The 21,378-nt window shown below is 67.0% G+C and carries 18 protein-coding genes; 9 read left to right on the plus strand and 9 right to left on the minus strand.

Features of this window, described 5'->3' with window-relative positions; genetic code table 11:
• Positions 1-38 precede the first annotated feature (38 nt).
• The 4 genes from ACFWZ4_RS05685 (at position 39) to ACFWZ4_RS05700 (ending at position 4,017) form a co-directional block, all read left to right on the plus strand.
• Entirely contained in the window at positions 39-1,817 is a 1,779-nt protein-coding gene (locus tag ACFWZ4_RS05685) for a phosphoenolpyruvate carboxykinase (GTP) (RefSeq protein ID WP_439703734.1), read from the plus strand.
• Positions 1,818-2,116: 299 nt separating this feature from the next.
• Positions 2,117-2,668: an RNA polymerase sigma factor gene (locus ACFWZ4_RS05690; protein WP_439703735.1), complete on the plus strand. Its 552-nt coding sequence runs from the start codon at positions 2,117-2,119 to the stop codon at positions 2,666-2,668.
• Complete coding sequence (locus ACFWZ4_RS05695; protein WP_439703736.1) at positions 2,665-3,084, plus strand: hypothetical protein; 420 nt, start codon at positions 2,665-2,667, stop codon at positions 3,082-3,084. Before ACFWZ4_RS05690 ends, ACFWZ4_RS05695 begins: the two co-directional genes overlap by 4 nt.
• 24 nt (positions 3,085-3,108) lie before the next feature.
• Positions 3,109-4,017, plus strand: a complete 909-nt coding sequence (locus ACFWZ4_RS05700; protein ID WP_439703737.1) for a DUF4097 family beta strand repeat-containing protein — start codon at positions 3,109-3,111, stop codon at positions 4,015-4,017.
• A 202-nt stretch (positions 4,018-4,219) separates the two neighbouring features.
• On the opposite strand, the gene ACFWZ4_RS05705 is transcribed toward ACFWZ4_RS05700, so the two are convergent.
• A complete protein-coding gene (locus ACFWZ4_RS05705) occupies positions 4,220-5,113 on the minus strand; it encodes a hypothetical protein (protein ID WP_439703738.1) in 894 nt (297 codons plus the stop codon).
• 265 nt (positions 5,114-5,378) lie between these two features.
• On the opposite strand from ACFWZ4_RS05705, the gene ACFWZ4_RS05710 reads away from it, so the two are divergent.
• Positions 5,379-8,273: a bifunctional diguanylate cyclase/phosphodiesterase gene (locus ACFWZ4_RS05710; protein ID WP_439703739.1), complete on the plus strand. Its 2,895-nt coding sequence runs from the start codon at positions 5,379-5,381 to the stop codon at positions 8,271-8,273.
• A gap of 77 nt (positions 8,274-8,350) precedes the next feature.
• Here the strand turns inward: ACFWZ4_RS05710 and ACFWZ4_RS05715 are convergent, their stop codons facing one another.
• Complete coding sequence (locus tag ACFWZ4_RS05715) at positions 8,351-9,250, minus strand: Hsp33 family molecular chaperone HslO (RefSeq protein ID WP_439703740.1); 900 nt, start codon at positions 9,248-9,250, stop codon at positions 8,351-8,353.
• Between the two features lie 109 nt (positions 9,251-9,359).
• Here ACFWZ4_RS05715 and mtgA point away from each other — a divergent pair, with 109 nt between their 5' ends.
• The 3 genes from mtgA (at position 9,360) to ACFWZ4_RS05730 (ending at position 11,590) form a co-directional block, all read left to right on the plus strand.
• Positions 9,360-10,100: a monofunctional biosynthetic peptidoglycan transglycosylase gene (gene mtgA / locus ACFWZ4_RS05720; RefSeq protein ID WP_439703782.1), complete on the plus strand. Its 741-nt coding sequence runs from the start codon at positions 9,360-9,362 to the stop codon at positions 10,098-10,100.
• Positions 10,101-10,103: 3 nt separating this feature from the next.
• Positions 10,104-11,048 carry a glycosyltransferase family 2 protein gene (locus ACFWZ4_RS05725; protein ID WP_439703741.1) on the plus strand — a complete coding sequence of 315 codons (945 nt, stop codon included), beginning with the start codon at positions 10,104-10,106 and terminating at the stop codon, positions 11,046-11,048.
• A gap of 113 nt (positions 11,049-11,161) precedes the next feature.
• Positions 11,162-11,590 (plus strand): CBS domain-containing protein, encoded by a 429-nt coding sequence (locus ACFWZ4_RS05730; RefSeq protein WP_439703742.1) that lies wholly within the window; start codon positions 11,162-11,164, stop codon positions 11,588-11,590.
• 87 nt (positions 11,591-11,677) lie between these two features.
• On the opposite strand, the gene ACFWZ4_RS05735 is transcribed toward ACFWZ4_RS05730, so the two are convergent.
• Positions 11,678-12,901, minus strand: coding sequence for an NTP/NDP exchange transporter (locus ACFWZ4_RS05735; protein ID WP_439703783.1), 1,224 nt, complete (start codon positions 12,899-12,901; stop codon positions 11,678-11,680).
• A 279-nt stretch (positions 12,902-13,180) separates the two neighbouring features.
• Here ACFWZ4_RS05735 and ACFWZ4_RS05740 point away from each other — a divergent pair, with 279 nt between their 5' ends.
• Positions 13,181-14,464, plus strand: a complete 1,284-nt coding sequence (locus ACFWZ4_RS05740; protein ID WP_439703743.1) for a serine hydrolase domain-containing protein — start codon at positions 13,181-13,183, stop codon at positions 14,462-14,464.
• Between the two features lie 145 nt (positions 14,465-14,609).
• On the opposite strand, the gene ACFWZ4_RS05745 is transcribed toward ACFWZ4_RS05740, so the two are convergent.
• The 6 genes from ACFWZ4_RS05745 to ACFWZ4_RS05770 form a co-directional block, all read right to left on the minus strand.
• Entirely contained in the window at positions 14,610-15,605 is a 996-nt protein-coding gene (locus tag ACFWZ4_RS05745) for an energy transducer TonB (RefSeq protein WP_439703744.1), read from the minus strand.
• Between the two features lie 274 nt (positions 15,606-15,879).
• Positions 15,880-16,410, minus strand: a complete 531-nt coding sequence (gene metJ / locus ACFWZ4_RS05750) for a met regulon transcriptional regulator MetJ (RefSeq protein ID WP_255674162.1) — start codon at positions 16,408-16,410, stop codon at positions 15,880-15,882.
• Between the two features lie 466 nt (positions 16,411-16,876).
• On the minus strand, positions 16,877-17,272 hold the full coding sequence (gcvH, locus tag ACFWZ4_RS05755; protein ID WP_439703745.1) for a glycine cleavage system protein GcvH: 396 nt from the start codon (positions 17,270-17,272) through the stop codon (positions 16,877-16,879).
• 84 nt (positions 17,273-17,356) lie between these two features.
• On the minus strand, positions 17,357-18,457 hold the full coding sequence (gcvT, locus tag ACFWZ4_RS05760; protein WP_439703746.1) for a glycine cleavage system aminomethyltransferase GcvT: 1,101 nt from the start codon (positions 18,455-18,457) through the stop codon (positions 17,357-17,359).
• Between the two features lie 86 nt (positions 18,458-18,543).
• Positions 18,544-19,803: a hypothetical protein gene (locus ACFWZ4_RS05765; protein ID WP_439703747.1), complete on the minus strand. Its 1,260-nt coding sequence runs from the start codon at positions 19,801-19,803 to the stop codon at positions 18,544-18,546.
• Positions 19,791-21,378: sulfatase-like hydrolase/transferase (locus ACFWZ4_RS05770; protein WP_439703748.1), on the minus strand; the 1,588-nt coding region annotated here is incomplete at its 5' end. The genes ACFWZ4_RS05765 and ACFWZ4_RS05770, both read right to left, overlap by 13 nt.

Below are 21,378 nucleotides of genomic sequence, written 5' to 3' on the forward strand. Positions count from 1 at the left end.
CGGAAACCTTTTTTCCTAAGACCTTAGAAGAGGACATCATGGCCAGCAAGCTGGAAGCGCTCGAGCGCTGGGTGAACGAGGTGGGCGCGCGCACGCGGCCGTCGAAGATCCATTGGTGCGACGGCTCGGAGGCCGAGTACCAGCGGTTGGTCAAGGAAATGCTGGCCGACGGCACCCTGATCGAGCTCAACCAGGAAACCCACCCGGGCTGCTACCTCCACCGCTCCAACCCGTCCGACGTGGCGCGCGTGGAGCACCTGACCTTCGTCTGCCACAAGAACCAGGACGACGCCGGTCCGAACAACCACTGGATGGACCCGGCCGAGGCGCACGCCAAGATCGACGCCTTGTTCGACGGCTGCATGGAAGGCCGCACCATGTATGTGATTCCGTACTGCATGGGCCCGATCGACTCGCCGCTGTCGCGCTGCGGCGTGGAGATCACCGACAGTCCCTACGTGGTCGCCAACATGCGCATCATGACGCGCATGGGCAAGGCCGCGCAGGAGCGCATCGAGCGCGAGGGTACGTTCGTCAAGGGCCTGCACTCGACCGGCGAGCTCGACCCCGAGCGCCGCTTCATCATGCACTTCCCCGAGGAGCGCACGATCAAGTCCTACGGCTCCGGCTACGGCGGCAACGCACTGCTGGGCAAGAAGTGCCATGCCTTGCGCATCGCCTCCAACCAGGCCCGCGACGAGGGTTGGCTGGCCGAGCACATGCTCATCGTCGGCCTCGAAAATCCCAAGGGCGAAACCCGCTACGTCGCCGCGGCCTTCCCGTCGGCTTGCGGCAAGACCAACCTGGCCATGCTCATTCCGCCGGAGGGCTACCGCAAGGACGGCTGGAAGGTGTGGACCGTGGGCGACGACATCTGCTGGATGCGCCCGGGCGCGGACGGCCGCATGTACGCGATCAACCCGGAGGCCGGTTTCTTCGGCGTGGCGCCGGGCACGAGCACGGCGACCAATTCCAACGCGCTGAAATCCATCTCGCGCAACACCATCTTCACGAACGTCGCGGTCACCGCCGACAACCAGCCGTGGTGGGAAGGCCTGCCCGGCACGCCGGTCACCGACTGGCAAGGCCGTCCCTATGACGCCGCCAATGGTCCGGCCGCACACCCGAACTCGCGCTTCACCGTGAGCGCGAAACAGTGCCCGACCTGGTCGGAGAAGGCCGAGGACGCGCAGGGCGTGCCGATCGACGCGATCGTCTTCGGCGGCCGCCGTCCTTCGCTCCTCCCGCTGGTGATGGAAGCGCGCGACTGGGCGCACGGCGTGCTGATGGGCGCGGCGATGGGCTCGGAAACCACTGCCGCTGCCACCGGCGCGGTCGGCGTATTGCGCCGCGACTCGATGGCAATGAAACCATTCTGCGGTTACCACTACGGCGACTACTTCGCGCACTGGCTGTCGTTCGACAAGCCGGGCATGAAGCTGCCGAAAGTCTTCCACGTCAACTGGTTCCGCAAGGGCAAGGACGGCAAGTTCCTTTGGCCGGGCTTCGGCGAAAACCTGCGTGTGCTGGAATGGATGATCCAGCGCGTCGATGGCATGGCGCGTGGCGTGGAGACGCCGATCGGCATCGTACCGGCCGAAGGCGAGTTGAAGCTGGAGGGCCTGAACCTGCCGCGCGGAGCCGCCAGCGAACTGCTGGACATCGACACCGCGGGCTGGCAGGCCGAGCTGGACGCCATCGGTGAGTACCTGGCCAGCTTCGGCCCGCGCATGCCCGAACGCCTGCGCCAGGAGCAGCAGCGCGTGGCCAGCGGCCTGTCCACCGCCGAAACCGCGCCGCGCGCCGCCACGGCCTGATGGCATCAAACCCCTCTCCCGTCGGGAGAGGGGTTGGAAGGGCGCGCCCGATCCAGCCCAGCTGCGCATCAGCTCCTCTCCCCGCCGGGTGAGGGTTTGAGTGAAGGACCACCCTCGCGAAAGCGTCTGGACCGATGCAAGCCAAAGCGCAGCCCGCCAGGCAGGCGCCAAACCGTGACAATCGCCCTCGCCCGCCTCTCGCTCCGAAGCGGAGCGGGTGCGCCTTCTTAAACGTTCCGCCACTTGCGTGCATCCAAGCTGGCAAGATGGATGCCGCCTGCCTCGCCACTGGAAGTCCGATGCCGCCACCGCCTGTCGCGTGGTCCGACGCCGACGACGCGCGCGCCGCGGCCAGGGGCGATCGCCAGGCGTTCCAGCGGCTGTATCGCCAGCACGTCGACCGCATCTACGGCGCGGTCTACCGACTGGCCGGCTACGACCACGCGCGCGCCGAAGACTTGACCCAAGACGCGTTCGTGCGCGCCTGGCAGAAGCTCGCCGACTTCCGCTACGAAAGTGCCTTCGGCACGTGGCTGTACCGGCTGGCGGTGAACGTGGCACTGATGGACATCCGTTCGCGCGGCGCGCAGCCGGTCGGTTTCGTCGGCGAGGACGACCTGCCCGACCCGGGCGAGGTGCCCTTCTGCGCCGCCGAGCGCGAGGAGCTGGAACGCGCCATCGCCAAACTGCCGCCCCGCGCCCGCGCGGTGCTGGTCCTGCACGACGTGGAAGGCTGGCGCCACGATGAGATCGCCAGCGAACTGGACATGGCCGTCGGTACGTCCAAGGCGCAGTTGCATCGGGCCCGCGGCCTGCTGCGCCGGATGCTTGAACCCGGAGAACCGTCATGAACGAATTCGAATGGCGTCGCCAGCTGCGCGAATTGCGCGCGCCGATCGCACCGGCCCACGATCTGTGGGCGCGCATCGACGCCGCGCTGGAACCGACCGCGCCGGCGCGCAGCAGCTCGCGCCCGGGTTGGCTACTTGCCGCCAGCTTCGCCGGCCTGAGCCTGCTCGCCGTGTCCCTAAGCACGCGCCAGGGCCAGCTGCTCGACCACCCGCAAACCGCCACGGCCACCGCCCAGGCGCCGTGGAAGCCGGACGACCCGCGTCTGGCCGGCGCGGCAATCGAACTGGACGCCGCGCGCCTGGAACTCAGGCAGGCGCTGGAACAGGCGCCCCATTCGCCGGCATTGCAGCGACTCCTGTCGCGCACCCACCAACAGCAATCGCGGCTGCGCCAGCTTGATCAGCAGGCCGGCTGAGAACACCGTTCAAGGAGTCAACCCATGAAAACCGCTCGTTACCTTCCCCTGTTGCTCACCCTGTGCATCGGCCAGGCGCTTGCCGACACGCCGATCAACCTGCGCCACCCGGCAAACGCCGACGCGCGCATCAACGTGAGCAACGTCAAGGGCCAGGTGACCATCACTGCCTGGGACCGCAACGAGGTGCAGGTTACGGGCACGCTCGGAGACGGCGCGGCTCCACTGGTCATCGACGGCGACAACGGTGACCTGGAAATCAAGGTCAAGCCCAAGGGCGACGGTTCCAAAGGCTGGTTCAACTGGAACGGCGACAATTCCATGGGCGATACCACGCTCGACTTGCACGTTCCCAAGGGTGCCTCGCTCGACGTGGAAGTGGTCAGTGCACCGCTGGGCATCGACGGCATGGATGGCGGCGACATTTCGGTCAACTCGGTCAGTGGCCGCGTGCGGATCAACGCCCGCACACCCGACCTCTCGGTCGAAAGCGTGAGCGGCACCGTGCAGCAGTCCGGCCACGCCGTGCGCGCCGACCTGCAAACGGTCAGCGGCGACATCCTCGCCCCTGCGCTGGGCAGCCAGGCCGAGTTGCAGACGGTCTCCGGCCGCATCCAGGCGAGCGGTGGTCCGTGGCAGAAATTCGACCTGAGTACGGTCTCCGGCGACGTGCAGCTCAACGGCGGCCTCGCCGACGACGGCAGCATCGAAGTCGACAGCATGAGCGGCGACGTGCAGATCCAGGTGCCCGCCAACCTGTCCGCATCGATCCACGCCAGCAGTTTCAGTGGCGACCTGCGCAGCGACTTCGGCCAGGCCATCGAGCACGACCATGGCCCTGGCAGCGAACTCAACACCGAGGTCGCCGGCAGCAAGGGACGCATCCATGTGGAAACCTTCAGCGGTGACCTGCGCATCCGCAAGAAGGAGTGAGGTTTGCGGCGCCGCGGCGGAAGGACCTATGGCTTTTCCGCCCGCCTCTCCCGCAGCGACCCAACGCCACCTGCGGCTGGCTTTCCAGATGTTGGCAGCTTCGACGATCCGGTGGCGTCGTCTGCCATGCTCGGCGCGTATGGGGGAGTCGAAACAAAAAGGCCGTCGCATGCGACGGCCTTTTTCCGTGTTCGGTGAAGGCTTACAGGTCCTGGTGATACTGCACGTACGGCGTGCGCGACTGGTCGGGCTCGGGACCGGCCGGAGTAGGCACCGAGGCCCCCGACGACCACAGGTTCTGCGCACCGATGCTCAACTCACCCTGCCATGGCAGCCGCAGGGTGACGCCCAGGTCGATGCTGCTCCAGCGCTTGTCGCCGTAGTAACCGCCCGGCAGCGTCGGCTGCATGGTGCGACCGACGAGCATGCCGCTCAGCGGACCGTGGTCGACGCCGAAGCTCAGCGCCTTCTGGTCCAGCGAGTTGACACCCAATTCGTTGCCCGGCAGCAGGCGGATCCGGCCCACGCTCGCGCCCAGGTCGATGCCGCTCTGCCCGCCGACCGCCACGCGGCCACGTGCGTTGAGCTGGGCGCTGCTGTCGAAGTCGGGCAGGCCATTGACGCCCGGCGTGGCGCCGGGCAGGACGCGCGGCAGGCGCTGGTCGGGCGTGCTGTCGGCGCCTACGCTCACGCCCACGCTATAGCGACCGAGATTGTAGGTGGCGCCAATTTCGCTGCCGACCACCCGCGGACCGCGGGCCATTCCGTTGTGTTCGCTCACGCCGGCGTGGATCTGCAGATGCGGATCCAGTCCGTACTGCAGGTCGGTCGAAGTCACGTTCCCGGCATCGACCACGGGGAACGACAACGAGGCATCGGCACGCTGGCTCGAACCAGCCGGCTGCGCGGCAGCCTTCAGCATGAGCATGTGGCCATCGCGGTCACGCCACATCGGCACCACGACGCCATAACCGAGGTCGACCGCCCGCCCCGTTACCGGATGCAACAGCTCCTGCGCCTGCGTGTTCCCAGCCAGCGACTGGCCTGCCGCGGCGAGCGGCATCAGCAAAGTCAGGAGGGGCAGGATGCGGCGCATGGGTCGATGATATGCAGTCGGAAGGTGACAGGCGGGCGTATGCCATTCGTTGGGGACAGTATAGCTCCTTTACGTTTACCTAACACCCCATCGCAGGGGATCGGCCGCTCAAACGGTGAACCCAGGCACATATCCCATGCCCATGGACCCCGACGTGAAAACAGGGTTCCCCGCGGTTAAAAAATCAGTCAAATCGGACTCCTACAAAGCCCGCTGCGCACGATATAGTCACGCCACGGCCCTGCCACGGAACCTGAGAAGCGCCATGAACCCGGCTCCCCCCACCCGCGAGCCCACGACCTTCCCGGCCGACCGGGAAGTGTTGCATCGGGCGGTCGAGCGGCTGTTCGGGGCACCGGATGCGGGCAGCGTCGCGGCCGTCTGCGAGACATTGTTGTCGGACTGGCACGTGCGCGCCCGGCTGGGATGGCGCCAGCTCGGTGGCGAGGAGGTTCCCGCCACCGCGGGCCGGATGGAACTGGCCGAAGACCCCCAGGGACTGCGCATACTCGTGCTGGAACCCGAGGTGCCGCTGTCCGAACCGCTGCGCGAGCGGCTGGCCTGGTTCGGCCGCCTGGCCGGCACGCGGATGCGCCAGCAGGCCGAGACCGCGCGGCTGTACGAGGCGATTTCCCGCCTGGCGCTGGCCGAGCGGCTGCAGCGCGCGCTGTTCGCGATCGCCGAACAGGCCGGCACCGAACGCAACATGGCCGAGATGATGCGCTCGCTGCACGCCATCGTGGGCAGCCTGATGTACGCGGAAAACTTCTACATCGTGCTTTACGACGAAGCCACCGACAGCGTGCGCTTCCCGTACTACGCCGACGCGGCCGATCGCGACCCGCCCTCGCCCGAGCGCAGCGTGCCGCTGTCCGACCTTGAGCACAGCCTGACCTGGAACCTGCTCAAGGGAGGGCGGGCCATGATGGGCTCGATCGAGGAGCTCAACCGCACGGTACCGGACCGCCTGGTATTGATCGGGCCGGACTGCGAACACTGGCTGGGCGTGCCGCTGCTGCGCGAGGCCAAGGTGGTCGGCGGCATCGTGATCCAGAGCTACCGCGCCGATACCCAATACACCACGCAGGACCGTGAGCTGCTCTGCTACGTGGCCCAGCACGTGCAGACCGCACTGGAGAAGCGCCAGGCGCAGGCCGAGCTCGAACGGCGCGTGGCCGACCGCACGGCCGCGCTGCGCGAGGCCAATCGCGTGCTTCGCCAGCAGGTGCTGCAGCGCCAGCGCGGCGAGCGATTGCAGGCGGCGCTGTTCCGCATCGCCGAGCTGGCCAGTACCTCCGAGGGCCTGGACACGTTCTACTCGGCGGTGCATCGGGTCATCGGTGGTCTGCTGTACGCACGCAACTTCTATATCGCGCTGGTCGACGAGGACAACGGGCAGCTGACCTTCCCCTACTCGGTCGATGAGGTCGACAACGTCCCTGCCCCGCGCCTGCACGGTCGCGGCGCGACCGAGTACGTGCTGCGCCACGGCAAGCCACTTCTGGCCGACTCGGAGCAGCTGGAACGGCTGACCGCATTGGGCGAGATCCAGCGCCAGGGCACCCATTCGCTGTGCTGGCTCGGCGTGCCGCTGGTCTGGGGCGAAAAGGTGATGGGCGTGCTGGCGGTGCAGAGCTACACCCCCGAGCACACCTACAACGAGCGCGACCAGGAACTGCTCACCTTCGTCAGCTACCACATCGCCAACGCCTTGCAGCGCAAGCATACCGCCGAGTCGCTCAAGCAGGCCTACGCCGGGCTGGAGCGGCGCGTCACCGAACGCACCCGCGCGCTGGCGCTGGCCAACCGCGACCTGCGCGAACAGATCGCCGAGCGCGAGCGCGTGGAGCGCCGGCTCAAGTACGAAACCCTGCACGACTCGCTGACCGGCCTGCCCAATCGCACGCTGCTGCTGCAACGCATGGAGCAGGCACTGGAGCGCTATCGCAGCGAACCGGACGAGGGCGGGTTCGCGGTGCTGTTCATCGACCTGGACCGCTTCAAGGTGATCAACGACTCTGTCGGCCACCTGGTCGGCGACGACCTGCTTTTCCAGGTCGGCGGGCGCATCCGCGCCTGCCTGAAGACCCGTGACGTGGTCGCGCGACTCGGTGGCGACGAGTTCGCCGTGTTGCTGGAGGGCATCGTCGATCCTGGCACCGCCGTGACTGTCGCCGAGCGCGTCATCGGGGAGCTGCAGGTGCCGTTCCGGCTGGGCGCCAAGGAGATCTTCACCTCCGCTTCGATCGGCGTGGCCCTCCCCGGCCCGCACTACCAGAAGCCGGAGGAACTGCTGCGCGATGCCGACGCGGCGATGTACCGCGCCAAGGACGAAGGCCGCCATCGAGCGGCCGTGTTCGACGACCGGCTGCGTCGCGAGGCCCTGTCGCTGCTCGAGCTCGAAAGCGACCTGCGCCGCGGCCTGGCGCGTAGCGAATTCGTGCCCTTCTACCAGCCCATCGTGGCGTTGGAAGACGGTCGCGTGGTGGGCTACGAGGCGCTGCTGCGCTGGCACCACCCCGACCGTGGCCTGCTCGCACCGGGCGAATTCCTGATCATCGCCGAGGAAGCCGGTTGTGCCGAAAGCATCGACTGGCAGATCTTCGAGCAGGTCTGCGCGCAGGCGCCGGCGCTGCTGGGCAAGGACGGCTTCGTCAGCATCAACGTCTCCGGCCGCCATTTCCGCCTCCCGGACCTCGACGCGCGCCTGCTCGCGCTGCTGGCCGAGCACGGCCTGCCGCCGCGGCAGGTGCGCATCGAGGTGACCGAACGCGCGCTGCTGGATAACCCGGCGCAGGTCAAGCGCATCCTTGAGAACATGCGCAGCCGCGGCGTGCGGGTGGCGCTGGACGACTTCGGTACCGGCTATTCCTCGCTGAGCTACCTGCACCAGTATCCGTTCGAGACGCTGAAGATCGACCGCTCCTTCATCACCGAACTGCCGCGCGAAGGCGAAAGCCAGGGCGTGGCCGTGGTGCGCGCGATCCAGGTGCTGGCCGATTCGCTGAACATGCTCGTGATCGCCGAGGGCATCGAAGAAGAGCACCAGCGCCAGGCGCTGATGCGGGTCGGTTGCCGCTTCGGGCAAGGCTTCCTGTTCGCCCGCCCGCAGCCGATCAGCGTGTGGTTGCCTGCCGATCCCACGCCAGCCGTGGCGTGACGGACACGATGGCGGCGTAGGGGTGGGTTCGGCCCACCGCAGGCCGTGACGATGGTGGGCTGAAGCACCCTACCGGTTTACTGCGAAGTCGTGGACGTATCGGCACCGACCCCGCCGCTGAGCACGTGTTCGGCATCGATGCGGTCGAAGGTGTAGCGCTGCGCGCAGAACTCGCAGATCACCTCGATCTCGTCATCGCGCGCCGCCAGCGCCGCTTCCACTTCATCGCGCCCCAGCGAGCGCAGCATCGACTCCACTCGCTCGCGTGAACAACTGCAGCCGAACGCCAGCGGTCGCGGCTCGAACAGCCGCACCGTTTCCTGGTGGAAGAGCCGGTACAGCAACTTCTCCGGCGCCGTGGCCAGCATTTCCTCACGGCCCAGCGTGCCGGTCAGGTGCAGTACGCGGTTCCAGGCGTCCTCGTCCTCGGCCGCGCCGTGGCCGCCTTCGTCCGGAAGCTTCTGCAGCATCAGCCCGACCGCGTGCGCGCCGTCGGCCGCCAGCAGCAGGCGTGCGGGCAGCTGTTCTGACAGGCGAAAGTAGTTTTCCAGCGCGCCGGCCAGGTCCGGCTGGCTGAGCTCGACCAGGCCCTGGTAGCGCTGGCCGCGCTCGGCGTGGCCGATGGTGATCGCCATGACGGCGCCCGGCAGCGCGGCCAGATCCAATGGTTCGGGCAGCGGATCGTTCCACCGCGCCAGGCCGCGCAACCGTCCCTGATCGCTGCACTCGGTGAAAAGCAGGCGCAGCGCGCCGCCGCTCTTGAGCTCGATCGACAACGCACCATCCAGCTTGATGTTGCCGGTCAGCAACGCGCTGGCGGCCAGGCTTTGGCCGAGCAGTTCGCGCAGTGGCGCGGGGTAGTCCGCGCGCCCGGCGACCTCGCGCCAGGCGGCGCCCAGCCGCACGAGCACGCCGCGCACGCCGGCGCGTTCCAGCACGAAACGATGTAGCACGTCCTCGACAAGCACGGTTTCCACAGAAGATGACCTCGACACGGGGAATCGGAAGAAGTGGGGTCGGCGCCGGCGCGGGACAATGGGCCGCTTATACTCCCCAGGATCGCTACCGAAGGTCGACGCCAAGACGATGCCACCGCTGCGCACCGCCCTCCGCCGCCTGCTGCGCCCGCTCGCCATTTTGGCGGTGTCGTGGTTCGCGTTGTCATGGCTGGTGGTGTTGGCGCTGCGCTTCGTGCCGCCGTGGACCTCGGCGGTGATGATGGAGCGGCGCGTGGGTGCACTGCTGCATGGCGAGCACGATCTCCGGCTGCAGCAGCATTGGGTGCCGTGGGATCGCGTCTCCCCGTATGTGCCGCTGGCGATGGTAGCCAGCGAGGACCAGAAATTTCCCTTCCACCACGGCTTCGACCTGGAACAGATCCAGGACGCACTGGACGATGCCGACGACGGCAAGCGCCTGCGGGGCGCCAGCACCATCAGCCAGCAGGTCGCCAAGAACCTGTTCCTGTGGAACGGCCGCAGTTTCGTACGCAAGGGACTGGAGGCCTACTACACCGTGCTGATCGAATTGACCTGGCCCAAGCGGCGCATCCTCGAGGTGTACATGAATATCGCCGAGCTAGGCGACGGCATCTATGGCGTGGGCGCGGCGAGCGACGCGTACTTCCACGTGCCGCCGGCGCGACTGGGGCCAGCGCAGGCCGCGCGCCTGGCCGCCGTACTGCCCAGTCCGCGCCGCCTGCATGCCGATCGTCCCAGCGCCTACGTCCAGCGCCGCACGCAATGGATCCAGCGGCAGATGCAGCACCTGGGTGGGCCCGGCTATCTGGACGCCAGCCACCCCCCGCGCGTGCGCCGAGGACACTGAGCCATGAGCGAACTGACCGTCGTCGTCCCCGCCTACAACGAGGCGGCCGTGCTCGATGCCTTCCACCAGCGCCTGGGCGCCGTGCTCGACACGCTGGACCTGGACAGCGCCGTGCTCTACGTCGACGACGGAAGCACCGACGGCACCTGGCGGACGATCGAGTCACTGCTGGCCGGCGACCGGCGCGTGCGCGCGCTCAAGCTCTCGCGCAACTTCGGTAAGGAGGCGGCGCTGACCGCGGGGCTGGACCACGTCACCAAGGGCGTCGCCGTGGTGATCGACGCCGACCTGCAGGACCCGCCCGAGCTGATTCCCGAGCTCGTGGCACAGTGGCGCGCCGGTTTCGATGTGGTCTACGCCACGCGAAGCGCACGCGCCGGCGAGACGCGGCTCAAGCGCTTCACCGCCGCGGCCTTCTATCGCGCGATGGAGCGGGTCTCGGACACCCCGCTGCCACGCGATACCGGCGACTTCCGCTTGCTCTCGCGCCGCGCGCTGGACGCACTGTCGAGACTGCGCGAACGTCAGCGCTTCATGAAAGGCCTGTTTGCCTGGATCGGCTACCGCCAGACGGCCGTGCACTACCAGCGCGAACCGCGCCACAGCGGCCGCACCAAGTGGAACTACTGGCGGCTGACCCAACTGGCGATCGAAGGCATCACCTCCTTCTCCAGCGCGCCGCTGCGGCTGGCCACCTGGGTCGGTCTGGGCTCGTCGGTGCTGGCGTTCGGCTACGGCGTGTGGGTGCTGACCAAGTCGCTGATCTGGGGCGACCCGGTGCGCGGCTACCCGACGCTGATGCTGGTCATCCTGTTCCTTGGCGGCGTGCAACTGCTTGCGCTGGGCGTGATCGGCGAATACCTGGGTCGCAGCTATGCCGAGAGCAAGCAGCGGCCGCTGTATTTCATCGAGGAAGAGCGCCCGCACGACGACCGCCGCCCTGTGTAAGAACCAGTCGGGGGCGGCGCTCCACAAGGCGGCGTTGCGCGCGACGAGTTCCTACACGCCCTGCCGACGCGCCAGCGTTACACTCCGCCGCAGGCCGAAGAGGAGCACCGGGCATGCGTCAGGTAAGGCATCTTCTGCAAAGCAAGGGCAGTGACGTCTATGCGATCGCACCCGAGGCGCCCGTCCTGGACGCCATCCGGCAGATGGCCGAGCGCCGCGTGGGCGCGCTGGTGGTGATGAAGGGCGAGACGCTGTCGGGCATTGTTTCCGAGCGCGACTACGCTCGCAAGGTGATCCTGCAGGGCCGTTCCTCCGCGCAGACCGCGGTGGCCGACATCATGAGCGGCGAGCCGCTCACCATCTCGCCCGAAACCGACGTGTTCGACTGCATGCGCCTGTGCACCGAGCGCCGCGTGCGCCACCTGCCGGTGGTCGAGGGCGAGCGCGTGGTCGGCGTGATCTCGATCGGCGACCTGGTCAAGGCCGTGATCGACGCGCAGGCGGAGCAGATCGAGCAGCTGCAGCGCTACATCACCAGCTGACGCGTTTCCGCAGGGTTGGCTTAAGCCATTGATCTGTGGGGGGGCAGGTGTGTTGGGCTGAAACCCACCCTACGGCCACGACCGGGCTCAGTCCCTGGCCAGATCCGGCGCTCGCCCTGCGCGACGCGCCACCCAGGCGGACGTCGCCGCCACGCCCGCGCCGATCAGCCCCATGCCGCCGACGCCGACGCCCAGCCACGTCAGCACGCTCACACCGCTGGTCACCAGCACGTCGCCGAAGCGCCACACGGCGGTCTCGACGAAGTTCTTGCCCTTGTAGCGCGTCTCGCGCGGCACGCGGGTGTACAACGCATCGACCGCCGGCTTGGTCATGCCGTAGGCAAAGCCGCGCGTGGTCACCAGCATCACGGCCAGCAGCGGCACCGCCATCCCCAGCAGCCGCACGTCACCGGTGCCGAACACCGCGACCATCAACAGCAGGCCGATGTTGACCAGCGCCGGCACCACCAGGCCCCAGCCGGCGCCGAAGCGCACCATCACCCAGCGCGTCAGCGTCAGTTGCAGCAGGGCACCCAGCGCGTTCGTCGCCAGGTCCAGGTCGTTGTAGAAGGATGTGCGTGCGACGCGGTCGACGAAGTGCGCCTTCGCGTAATCGGCCATCAGCGCGTAGGCCAGCGTACCGATACCGTCGCCGAGCAGCATCAGCATCGCCATGTAGCGCAGGAACGGCCGCGACCACAGCTCGCGGATGCCGGCCCATAGCGAACCACCGGTGCCCTGCATGGCACGCCCGTCGCCCGCCTGCTCGTCGCGCGCGGACAGTTGCAGCAGCAACACCAGCGCCAGGCCCAGCGCCAAGGACGACACCAGGAGCAGTTGCGCCACGCCGAGCACGTGCAACAGCAGCCGGGTCAGCAGCGGTCCGAAGATCGCCCCGCCCATGCCACCGAGCGCGATCAGCGGAAACACGCGCCGCGCCTGCTGGCTGGCGAAGATGTCGGCCATGAAGCTCCAGAACAGCGACACCACGAACAGGTTGAACACGCTGACCCAGACGTAGAACACCACTCCCAGCAGGCGTGCGCCGATCCTTTCCTGCGCCAGGAACGCGGGAACGAACGCGACCAGGCAGAGGATGAAGAAGCTGTAGCTCCACGTCAGCAGCCGACGCCGCGATACGTGCGCGACAAGCCAGCCGAACACCGGCGTCAGCAGCAGCATCACGGCGAAGGTCACCGCATAGAACAGCGGCAGCGACTGCGACCCGACGGCGCCGCCCAACTGGTCGCGTACTGGACGGATGATGTAGTAGCCGGCCATCACCAGGAAGAAGGCCAGCGTGGACAGGATCAGCCCGGTGCGCTGGTCGGCGCGGGCGTTGTGGCGCAGGCTCACGGAGAGTCCAGCCTCAGGAGGAGCGCAAAAGCCTAGCATGGCCGCCGCGCCCGCTCTCGCCAACCGGACGCAACGTCTTTCCCGCGCATACCTACCGGCTGAACCCAGGCAGCCTGACGCCTGCCTGTTCACGTTGTAGAGGCAGGTCAAGTGGCCCACAATTCAAGAATCGCGCCTGCTCCAGGCCGGTTTTCTTCTCCACTTTCCATGGCTTTGCGCCGGACTCTTCCAGGCATGCAGCTTCGTACGCTTTCCCTGCTGGTCGCCGGCCTCCTGGGCGCAGCCACCACTCCTGTACTTGCCCGCGCCTCAACGCCGGCTTCACCACCCGCCCCCGCCCCAACCATCCAGTCCGCCCCGCAGTCGCTTCCGCCCGAACGAGTGAAGGAAACGCTGGAGGCGTACAGGCAGTGGCTCGGCAAGCTCGACCAGCGCAATTCGGTTGCCGGGTTGGCCACCGCGGTCGTGGTGAACGACAAGGTGGTGTTCGAGGGCACCATCGGTTACGCCAACGCGGCCGACAAGGAACCAGTCAAGCCCGACACGGTGTTCCGGCTGGCCTCGCTGTCTAAGGCCTTTGCCACTGGCCTCACCGCGGTCCTCGTGCAGGACGGCAAGCTCGCGTGGGACACGCGCCTGGTCAACGTGCTGCCGTTCTTCAAGCTCAAGAACGTGCCCGACACGCAGCGCGCCACCGTCGCCGACATCCTCGGTCAGCGGATCGGGTTGCCGCGCAACACCTACGACAACATGCTCGAGGACGACGTCCCCTACGAGCAACTGGTACGCAAGCTCGACCAGGTCGACATGACCTGCGGCGTGGGCAAATGCTACGGCTACCAGAACGTCGCCTTCAGCCTGATCGGCGATGTCGTGTACGCCATGACCGGCAACTTCTTCTACAAGCTGGTCGACCGCCGCATCTTCCTGCCACTGGGCATGTCCACCGCCAGCTACGGTCGCGCCGGACTGGAATCGAGCAAGAGTTGGGCGCGTCCCCACCGGCGTACCCGGCGCGGCTGGGTCCCCTTCGAGCCCAAGGAAAACTACTACCGCGTCGCCCCGGCGGCCGGTGTCAACGCCAGCCTGCGCGACATGGAAAAGTGGCTGGTCGCGCAAATGGGCGGACGCCCCGACGTGCTCTCCCCCGCGACGCTGGAAGTGCTGCACGACCCAGGCGTGCGCACGCCGACGGAACTGCACTCATCACCTTGGCGCAATGGCCGACTCACCTCCGCAGCCTATGCACTGGGCTGGCGGGTGTTCACCTACGGCGGCGAAACGTTGGTCTATCACGCCGGTGCGGTGGAGGGTTACCGCACCATGATCGGCTTCTTCCCCAAATACCACGCCGGCGTGGTAACGATGTGGAATGCCGGCGTGCCGACGCCCTCGGGCCTGATGCCGATGGTGTTCGACAGCCTGCTCGGCCTGCCGCACGTGGACTGGGCGGGTCTTGAAAAGAGCGCCCCCGATCGCCCGCGAAGGGCAAGCCCGAGGCGCCACCGTCGCCATTAGACGAAACCGGCGGCACGGCCCGACGGTGCTTGCACCGACCGCCTGATCGGCAGCTCGCCTGCCCGGCGCGGAGCCCAGTCGTGGCGATGCCCGCGCAAAAAAAAGGCAGCGCCAGGCGCTGCCCTTTCGTCCCTTGAGCATCGGCTCAGAGCTTGAACTCGATCTTCTTCTGCAGCTTCGCTTCCACCGGCGTGCCGTTGCGCGTGGCCGGCTTGTACTTCCAGCGTTCAACCGCGTTGACCGCCTCGCGATCGAACATGTGGCGCGGCTGCGCATCAACCACCTGCACGCCGCCGACATTGCCCTCGGTATCGACGGTGTAACCCACCAGGACCCAGCCTTGCGTGCGGGTACGCTGCGCCTGGGTCGGGAAGCGCGGCGGCACATACTTGGTCATCACCGGCTCGGTCGATACGACCTGTTGCGCCGCCGGCTTGTTCGGCTCGGCGGTGGCCGGCGTGTTGGTCGCTGCGACCTCGGTCGGCGCCTTTTGCTCGGACGGCTGCGCCTTCTGCTGGGTGGCGAGCTTGTCGGCGGCCGCCTTGTCCGCTGCGGCCTTGTCGGCGGCCAGCTGCTGCTGGCGTTGCTGCTCGAGCGCCTGCTGCTGTTCCTTGTCCAGCAGCTTGCGCTGGGCATCGAGCTTGGAGCGCAGGATCGTCAGCGTGTAGTTGGCCGGGTCGGCCTTCGCGAGAAGGTCGATCTCGCGCTGCGCCTCGTTGAAGTCGCGCCCGTTGATCGCCTGCTCGGCGCCGCTGGCTGCGAAGGGGAAGGTTTCGCGCAGGGCGTCGGTGGCGACCGGGTTGCCCGGCTGCTTCTCCAGCGCCTTCAGGTAGAACTCGAATGCGTTGTTGCCGGCTGGCGCAAGCACGCGATGGTCGTTCATCGCCTTGCGCGCCTCGGCCAGCAGCTGGTTCAAGTCCATCGCCTCGACGTTGGCCGGCGGCGCCACGGCAATCTTGTCGGTGGACACCGGGGTGGACGGATGGCCGCCGCCGTCCTGCATGACCAGCTCCTGGTGCGGCTGCAGGATCAGGAACCAGCTGGCCACGGCCAGCAGGACGAAAATGGCGATAACGGCGATCAAGGTGGGGCGGGCGGCCCCGCGCGCGTGCGCGCGCATCGAACTGGTACGGGTATCCATGGGACGTTCACCATTGGCTGGCATGAGATACCCGCGCTTTTTCCCCCTGTAGGAGCGGCCGTCCCCCTGGACGTGCGCGGCGCGAGTGCGCACAAGTTACCGCCAATGCGCCGTTGCGGCAAATGCGGGGATCCCCGGCAGACCTGTGTTTTCAGGCCCCTGAAACGAAGCGTCCCGGCCGGGGCCGGGACGAATCGCTCTTCGAAGTACCCTCCCTGCGCTGGGCACCGCAGGGAGAGAAAGTCGATACCGCTTGTTGGTCTTGTGGAAAAACTTACTTCTTGGCCTTGGCGGTCTTGGTGGCCTTGACCACCTTGGCCGGCGCGGCCTTCTTCGGGGCCGCCTTCTTGGCGGCAACCTTCTTGACGGCAACCTTCTTGACGGCGGCCTTCTTGGCGGCGGCCGGCTTCTTGGCGGCAGCCTTCTTCGGGGCAGCCTTCTTAGCAGCGACCTTCTTGGTCGCCGGCTTCTTGGCAACCGGCTTCTTCGCGGTGGCCTTCTTCACGGCAGTCTTCTTGGCGGGCGCCTTCTTGGCGGCCGGTTTCTTCGCGGTGGTTTTCTTGGCAGTGGCCATTCGTCTCAGCTCCTCATCAGTTGGCAGTGGTTGCCCAGTAAAAGCGTGCAGGAACGCCTCCACCAGCAAGTCGCTGTTGGTGGCGTGCCGAAGATTGTTCACCTGACGGCGGGTTCGCTCGTCGGAAAGCAGACGCAGGACATGCAGCGGAATCGACACGGTGATCTTGCGCACCGCGCCGGCCTTCTCGCCGTGATCGACATAAGGCGTTATGAATTTCGATGCTGCCATGTGGACCCGTTCCCCTGATCTGAAGCGAAAGCTATTCCTGAAGATTTCAACTGTCAATTGATTTCGACCAGAAAATTCAACCAGCCGGAAGCCCCTACGGGAGGCCGCAAAGGGCCGCGCGGCAAGGGTTGCCGGATAAATCAAGGCATTTACAAATGGACGTATAAACGCCTATACAAAATAACCTCGCAAATCGCCCGCACCCCGGAAAGCCTTATTCCATAAGGCTTCGCGCCATAGCGATGGTTTTGACACGTCGCGCAGAGCGCGCGCCGTAATGGCGCACCGGAACAGCCGCAAGGGGTGCGGCCGGAGCCCTCTTTCGAATGAATGGAAGTCGACCAGCGGCACGATCGGCGGCGATGATCGAACACCTCGGACGGTCCCGGATCGAACCTTCCGGGCGGCCCCGCAGATTCCGGCGAGCCGTTCGTGCGCCGCCGGCGGCGACGCACGATGGTGGACGTCAGTGGTCCTCGTTCTCGATCTGCTCGGCGTACGCGTCGGCATCGAGCAGTTCGTCCAGTTCGGCGCGATCGCTGATGCGCACGGCGAAAATCCAGCCGTCGCCGAAGGCGTCTTCGTTGATGGTCTCGGGCTTGTCGTTGAGCAGCTCGTTGACCTCGACGATCTCGCCGGACACCGGCGAATAGATGTCCGACGCGGCCTTCACCGATTCGACCACGGCCACGCCGGTGCCGGCCTGCACGCTGGCGCCGATCTCCGGCAACTCCACGTACACCAGGTCGCCCAGCTGGCGCTGCGCATGGTCGGAGATGCCCACGCGCACCACGCCGTTGTCTTCGACGCGGGCCCACTCGTGGGATTTGAGGAACTTCAGGTCGCCGGGAATCTCGCTCATGGTCGGGTCCAGTCGTTGTCGTGGGATGGGAGCGGCGATTCTAGCCGCTCCGGAGGAAACTCTATAAAGGGTGGCGAGCCTGGATCAGATGCCTTCGCAAGGCTTGCCGTCGCGCACGAACGGATACTTCACCACGCGCACCGGCACCTCGCGGCCGCGGATGTCCACCCGCACCTCGCCCGGCTCGCCGGCCGGGATGCGCGCGAACGCCACCGCCTTGTCGAGCGTGGGCGCGAAGCTGCCGGACAAGACCTCGCCCTCGCCGTTGGCGGTCAGCACCTTCTGGCCATGGCGCAGCACGCCTTTTTCGTCGAGGACCAGGCCAACCATCACGCGCGGTACACCGGCGCCCTTCTGCGCCTCGAGTGCCTTGCGGCCGATAAAGTCGCGGCCCTCGTCCAGCACGATGGTCCATCCCAGGTTCGCCTCCCATGGCGACACCGTCTCGTCCATGTCCTGGCCGTAAAGGTTCATGCCTGCTTCCAGGCGCAACGTATCGCGTGCGCCCAGGCCAGCCGGCTTGACGCCGGCTTCGGCCAGCGCCTGCCACAGGGCGACTGCCTGCCCGTTCGGCACAATGATTTCGAAGCCATCTTCGCCCGTGTAGCCGGTGCGCGCGATGAAAAGCGGGATGCCGTGGGGACCCTGCGCGGCGGCGGCGGCGAAGCGCCCGAGCTTCTCGATGCGCGGACGGTCGACCTCGTGCAGCAGACCGATCACCTTGGCGCGGGCGTTGGGGCCCTGCACCGCGATCATCGCGAAGTCGGGACGCTCCTTCACTTCCACGCCGAAGGCCTTGGCTTGCTGTTCGATCCAGGCCAGGTCCTTGGCGCGCGTGGCGGCGTTCACCACCAGGCGGAAATGCGCCTCGTCGAAGAAGTACACGATCAGGTCGTCGATCACCCCGCCCTGCTCATTGAGCATGCACGAGTACAGCGCCTTGCCCTGTACCTTGAGCTTGTCGACGCTGTTGGCCAGCAGATGGCGCAGGAACTCGCGCGTGCGCGCCCCGTGCAGGTCGACCACGGTCATGTGCGAGACGTCGAACATGCCGGCGTCGCGGCGCACGGCGTGGTGCTCCTCGATCTGCGAGCCGTAGTTGATCGGCATGTCCCAACCGCCGAAGTCCACCATGCGAGCGCCCGACGCGCGGTGGGTGTCGTTGAGTACGGTCTTTTCGGTCATGGCAGGGGTCGGCGGCGGAGGGAAAATCCATTATCGCCGCCGGCCCTCGGCAAAGCCAAGCGAGGAGAACGTCCCCGGATGCCCGATCAGTCCATGGCACCCACGCCGGCAGCCGTCGGCTCGTCGTCATGGGCAGCCACGATGTCCGAGAAGCCGAGGGCGAAGTAGTCGCAATCGGTCGTGGCATTGCCCTTGTCGACTTCGATGCGCAATCGGCGCCCACCGTGGATGGGCAGATCCAGCACCTTTCCGTAGTCCCTGTCGACGACAAAGCGCGGCATCACCGGCACGTCGTCCAGCAAAAGATGCACGCCGACGACCCCGGTATCGTTCCGCGCGAGGCACCGCCCCAACAAGTTGTCGATCCGCGGTACGAGGCTCATCGAGGCAAGCCCGGTCACATCGAATTCGGCCATGGCGACGTGGTCGCGCGAGGGCGCCAGCGTGATGCGCCTGCGGGCGTTGAGATGCACGCTGCCGGACCCGGATCGTTCGCGCAGCAACCTGGCGAACATGAAGGTGCTGGCACGCGCCGGAGGCGCCGCCGGCGCGATCCGCGAAGAGATCACGAAACCCGGCCGGCGTTCGCGACCGGCGGGTATCGCAACCGTGCCGAAGGCGTCGCTGAAATCCTGCCGCAGTTCCGGATCGGCTTTGGCCAGGCTGCGCAGCAGGCGTTCGCACTGGGGCGAGCGCAGGCGGATGTCCTGCACGCGATCAACCTTGCCCAGACTGGCCCAGCCGCCGCCCGGCGCAAGCCAGTCGAGAGCCAGTGCCTCCTTGCCGTCATCGTCGACGAACGGCGTGGCCTCGAAGACGCTCGCCCCGTTGCCATGCGCCCGCTGTATCCATGGCAGCTGCGCGCCTTTGGAAAGGATCTGCAATTGCGCGCTGCCCTTGTCGACAAAAACGAGCAAAGTCCGGTTCGGTGGAACTCTCGCGATCGGAAAACCGCCAAGCATCAGCGGCAGTTTCCAGCCACCCACATCGAGTTGATTCCCCTTGTCATTCCACTCGACAAGCGTGCCGCCTTCGCACACGGCCGGTGGCTCCCGTCCCTTCCACAGGGCATCTCGCAACACCGCCTGTGCAACGTCGTCGGCGGGGAGCGCCGCATCCGACGCGCGGGGGGCACTGCGATCGACGCCTGCCATGAAGCGGACGTTCGAATGGACACCGAGCAACGCGAGCACCGTGGGAGCGATGTCCATGTGATACATGCGCACCGGCCGATCGCCCTGGCCTGCGTTGAGGACGAACAACAGCGGCTGGCGCTGGTCATCCGGCGGATAGAGCGCCGAGGCGACGTTGCGCATGCTCACGTGATCGCTCATCACCACGACCACGTGTCCTTCCAGCCCGGCTCGCGCGATAGCTTGTCGATGAACCGGCCAAGCAACTGGTCGGAGCAATGGACCGCGTCGAGCATGTCGTTGCGGATGGCCGCGTATGGATCGCACCCGGGCAACAGGTAGCCCCTGGGCGGATGCGTGTCGACGGTGGACATCATCACGCTGAACGGCTTGCCTGACGCCTGGCCGCGGCGGTACTGGTCCAGCGCCTCGTCGAACAGGTCGCTGTCGTGCAGTCCCCAGCCCTCGCTCACCAGCTTGCCGCCGTGGCGGGCCTCGATCTGGGGTTTGCCAAGCGCACGGTTGAAGCCGTGCAGCCGGAAGAAGTCGTCCTTGTTGGCGAAGCTCAACGCCACGCCGCTCAGGAACGTCTGGTTATACCCGGCCGCGTGCAGGACATCGCCCAGGCACGCCAGCTCCGGATGGAAACTGCCGGCCGTGGTGTTGTCGTTGTTCGGCACGAAGCCAAGCTTGCCGAAATCGTCGCCGAACAGGCTGTTGATCAGAAACGGCGCGCCGCACTGCGAAGAGAACAGCCCGGCGATCGTATAGGTCACGCCAGGGAAGGTGGCGAAGCCGGAGAAATCGAGCCCTTGCCGGCGCAACCTGTCGATGTTGGGTGTCAGCCCGGGGAAGCGGCGGGCATCGGTGTAGGTACGCTCGACCGACTCCAGGTACACGAACACGAGGTTGCGCCCCGGCCTTGCAGTCACCTGCCCGGGCGGGCTCGGTTCCTCATCGAGCATCGCGCGAATGCGCTTGCCATAGGCCGAACGTGCGAGGGTCTCGGTCCGCCCGGCTTGGGCGAAGTAGCCATACAGCCGATGCGGGGCGGCATCGACCGTAACGGCCAGCACCATGAGCAGCAGCGCCGGCAGCCAGGCTTTCCTGCCGGCGATCCGACCAGCCGTCCCGCGCAGCATCCGCAGCGCGAGCGAGAAGACCGCCGCGAGCGCCAGGACGGTTCCGACGGAGGCCCACGGATAGGCCTCCATCGTCACCGGGACATTGCCGACGTTGACGTGCGCGAAGAAGCGATCGTTGAAGGAACTGCCCTGGATCACCCAGGACACGGCGTCGGCCGCGCACAGCAGGACGCCGCCCACATAGAGCGCCGCCGCGAGCACCGCACCCCACCTGCCGAGCGCACCGCCCACCAGCATGACAGCGACCGTCAGCGCCAGGCCGCTCACCGCGCCTTGCATCACCGCAGCCGCGCCGAAGCCCGCAACCGTCATTCCCAGCCAGACGCTGACCGCCACGAACGGCATCGCCAGGGCGGCCACCCGCGCCATCCGGACGCCGGGCCTCGTATCCATACAGAAATCCCCTGTTTCCAAATCCATCCGGACGTCGAGGCCGCGAATCACACGCCACCCAGCCGACACGGAGCGGGCGCCACGATACACGCCTCGACCGCCGGGTTCACGCGCCGGCGCGGGGTGGGCTGGTCCCGCTCTCTCGGACACCACAAAGCGAGGACAATCCTCGCACGGAGGTGTTCGATGGAGAAACGGCAGCGATTTACTGCTCAGTTCAAGCGTGAGGCGATCCAGTTGATGCGCCGGT

Origin of the sequence: Frateuria sp. GZRe12, from assembly GCF_051900535.1 — a bacterium.
In the GTDB taxonomy this organism is placed as follows: Bacteria; Pseudomonadota; Gammaproteobacteria; order Xanthomonadales; family Rhodanobacteraceae; genus Frateuria_A.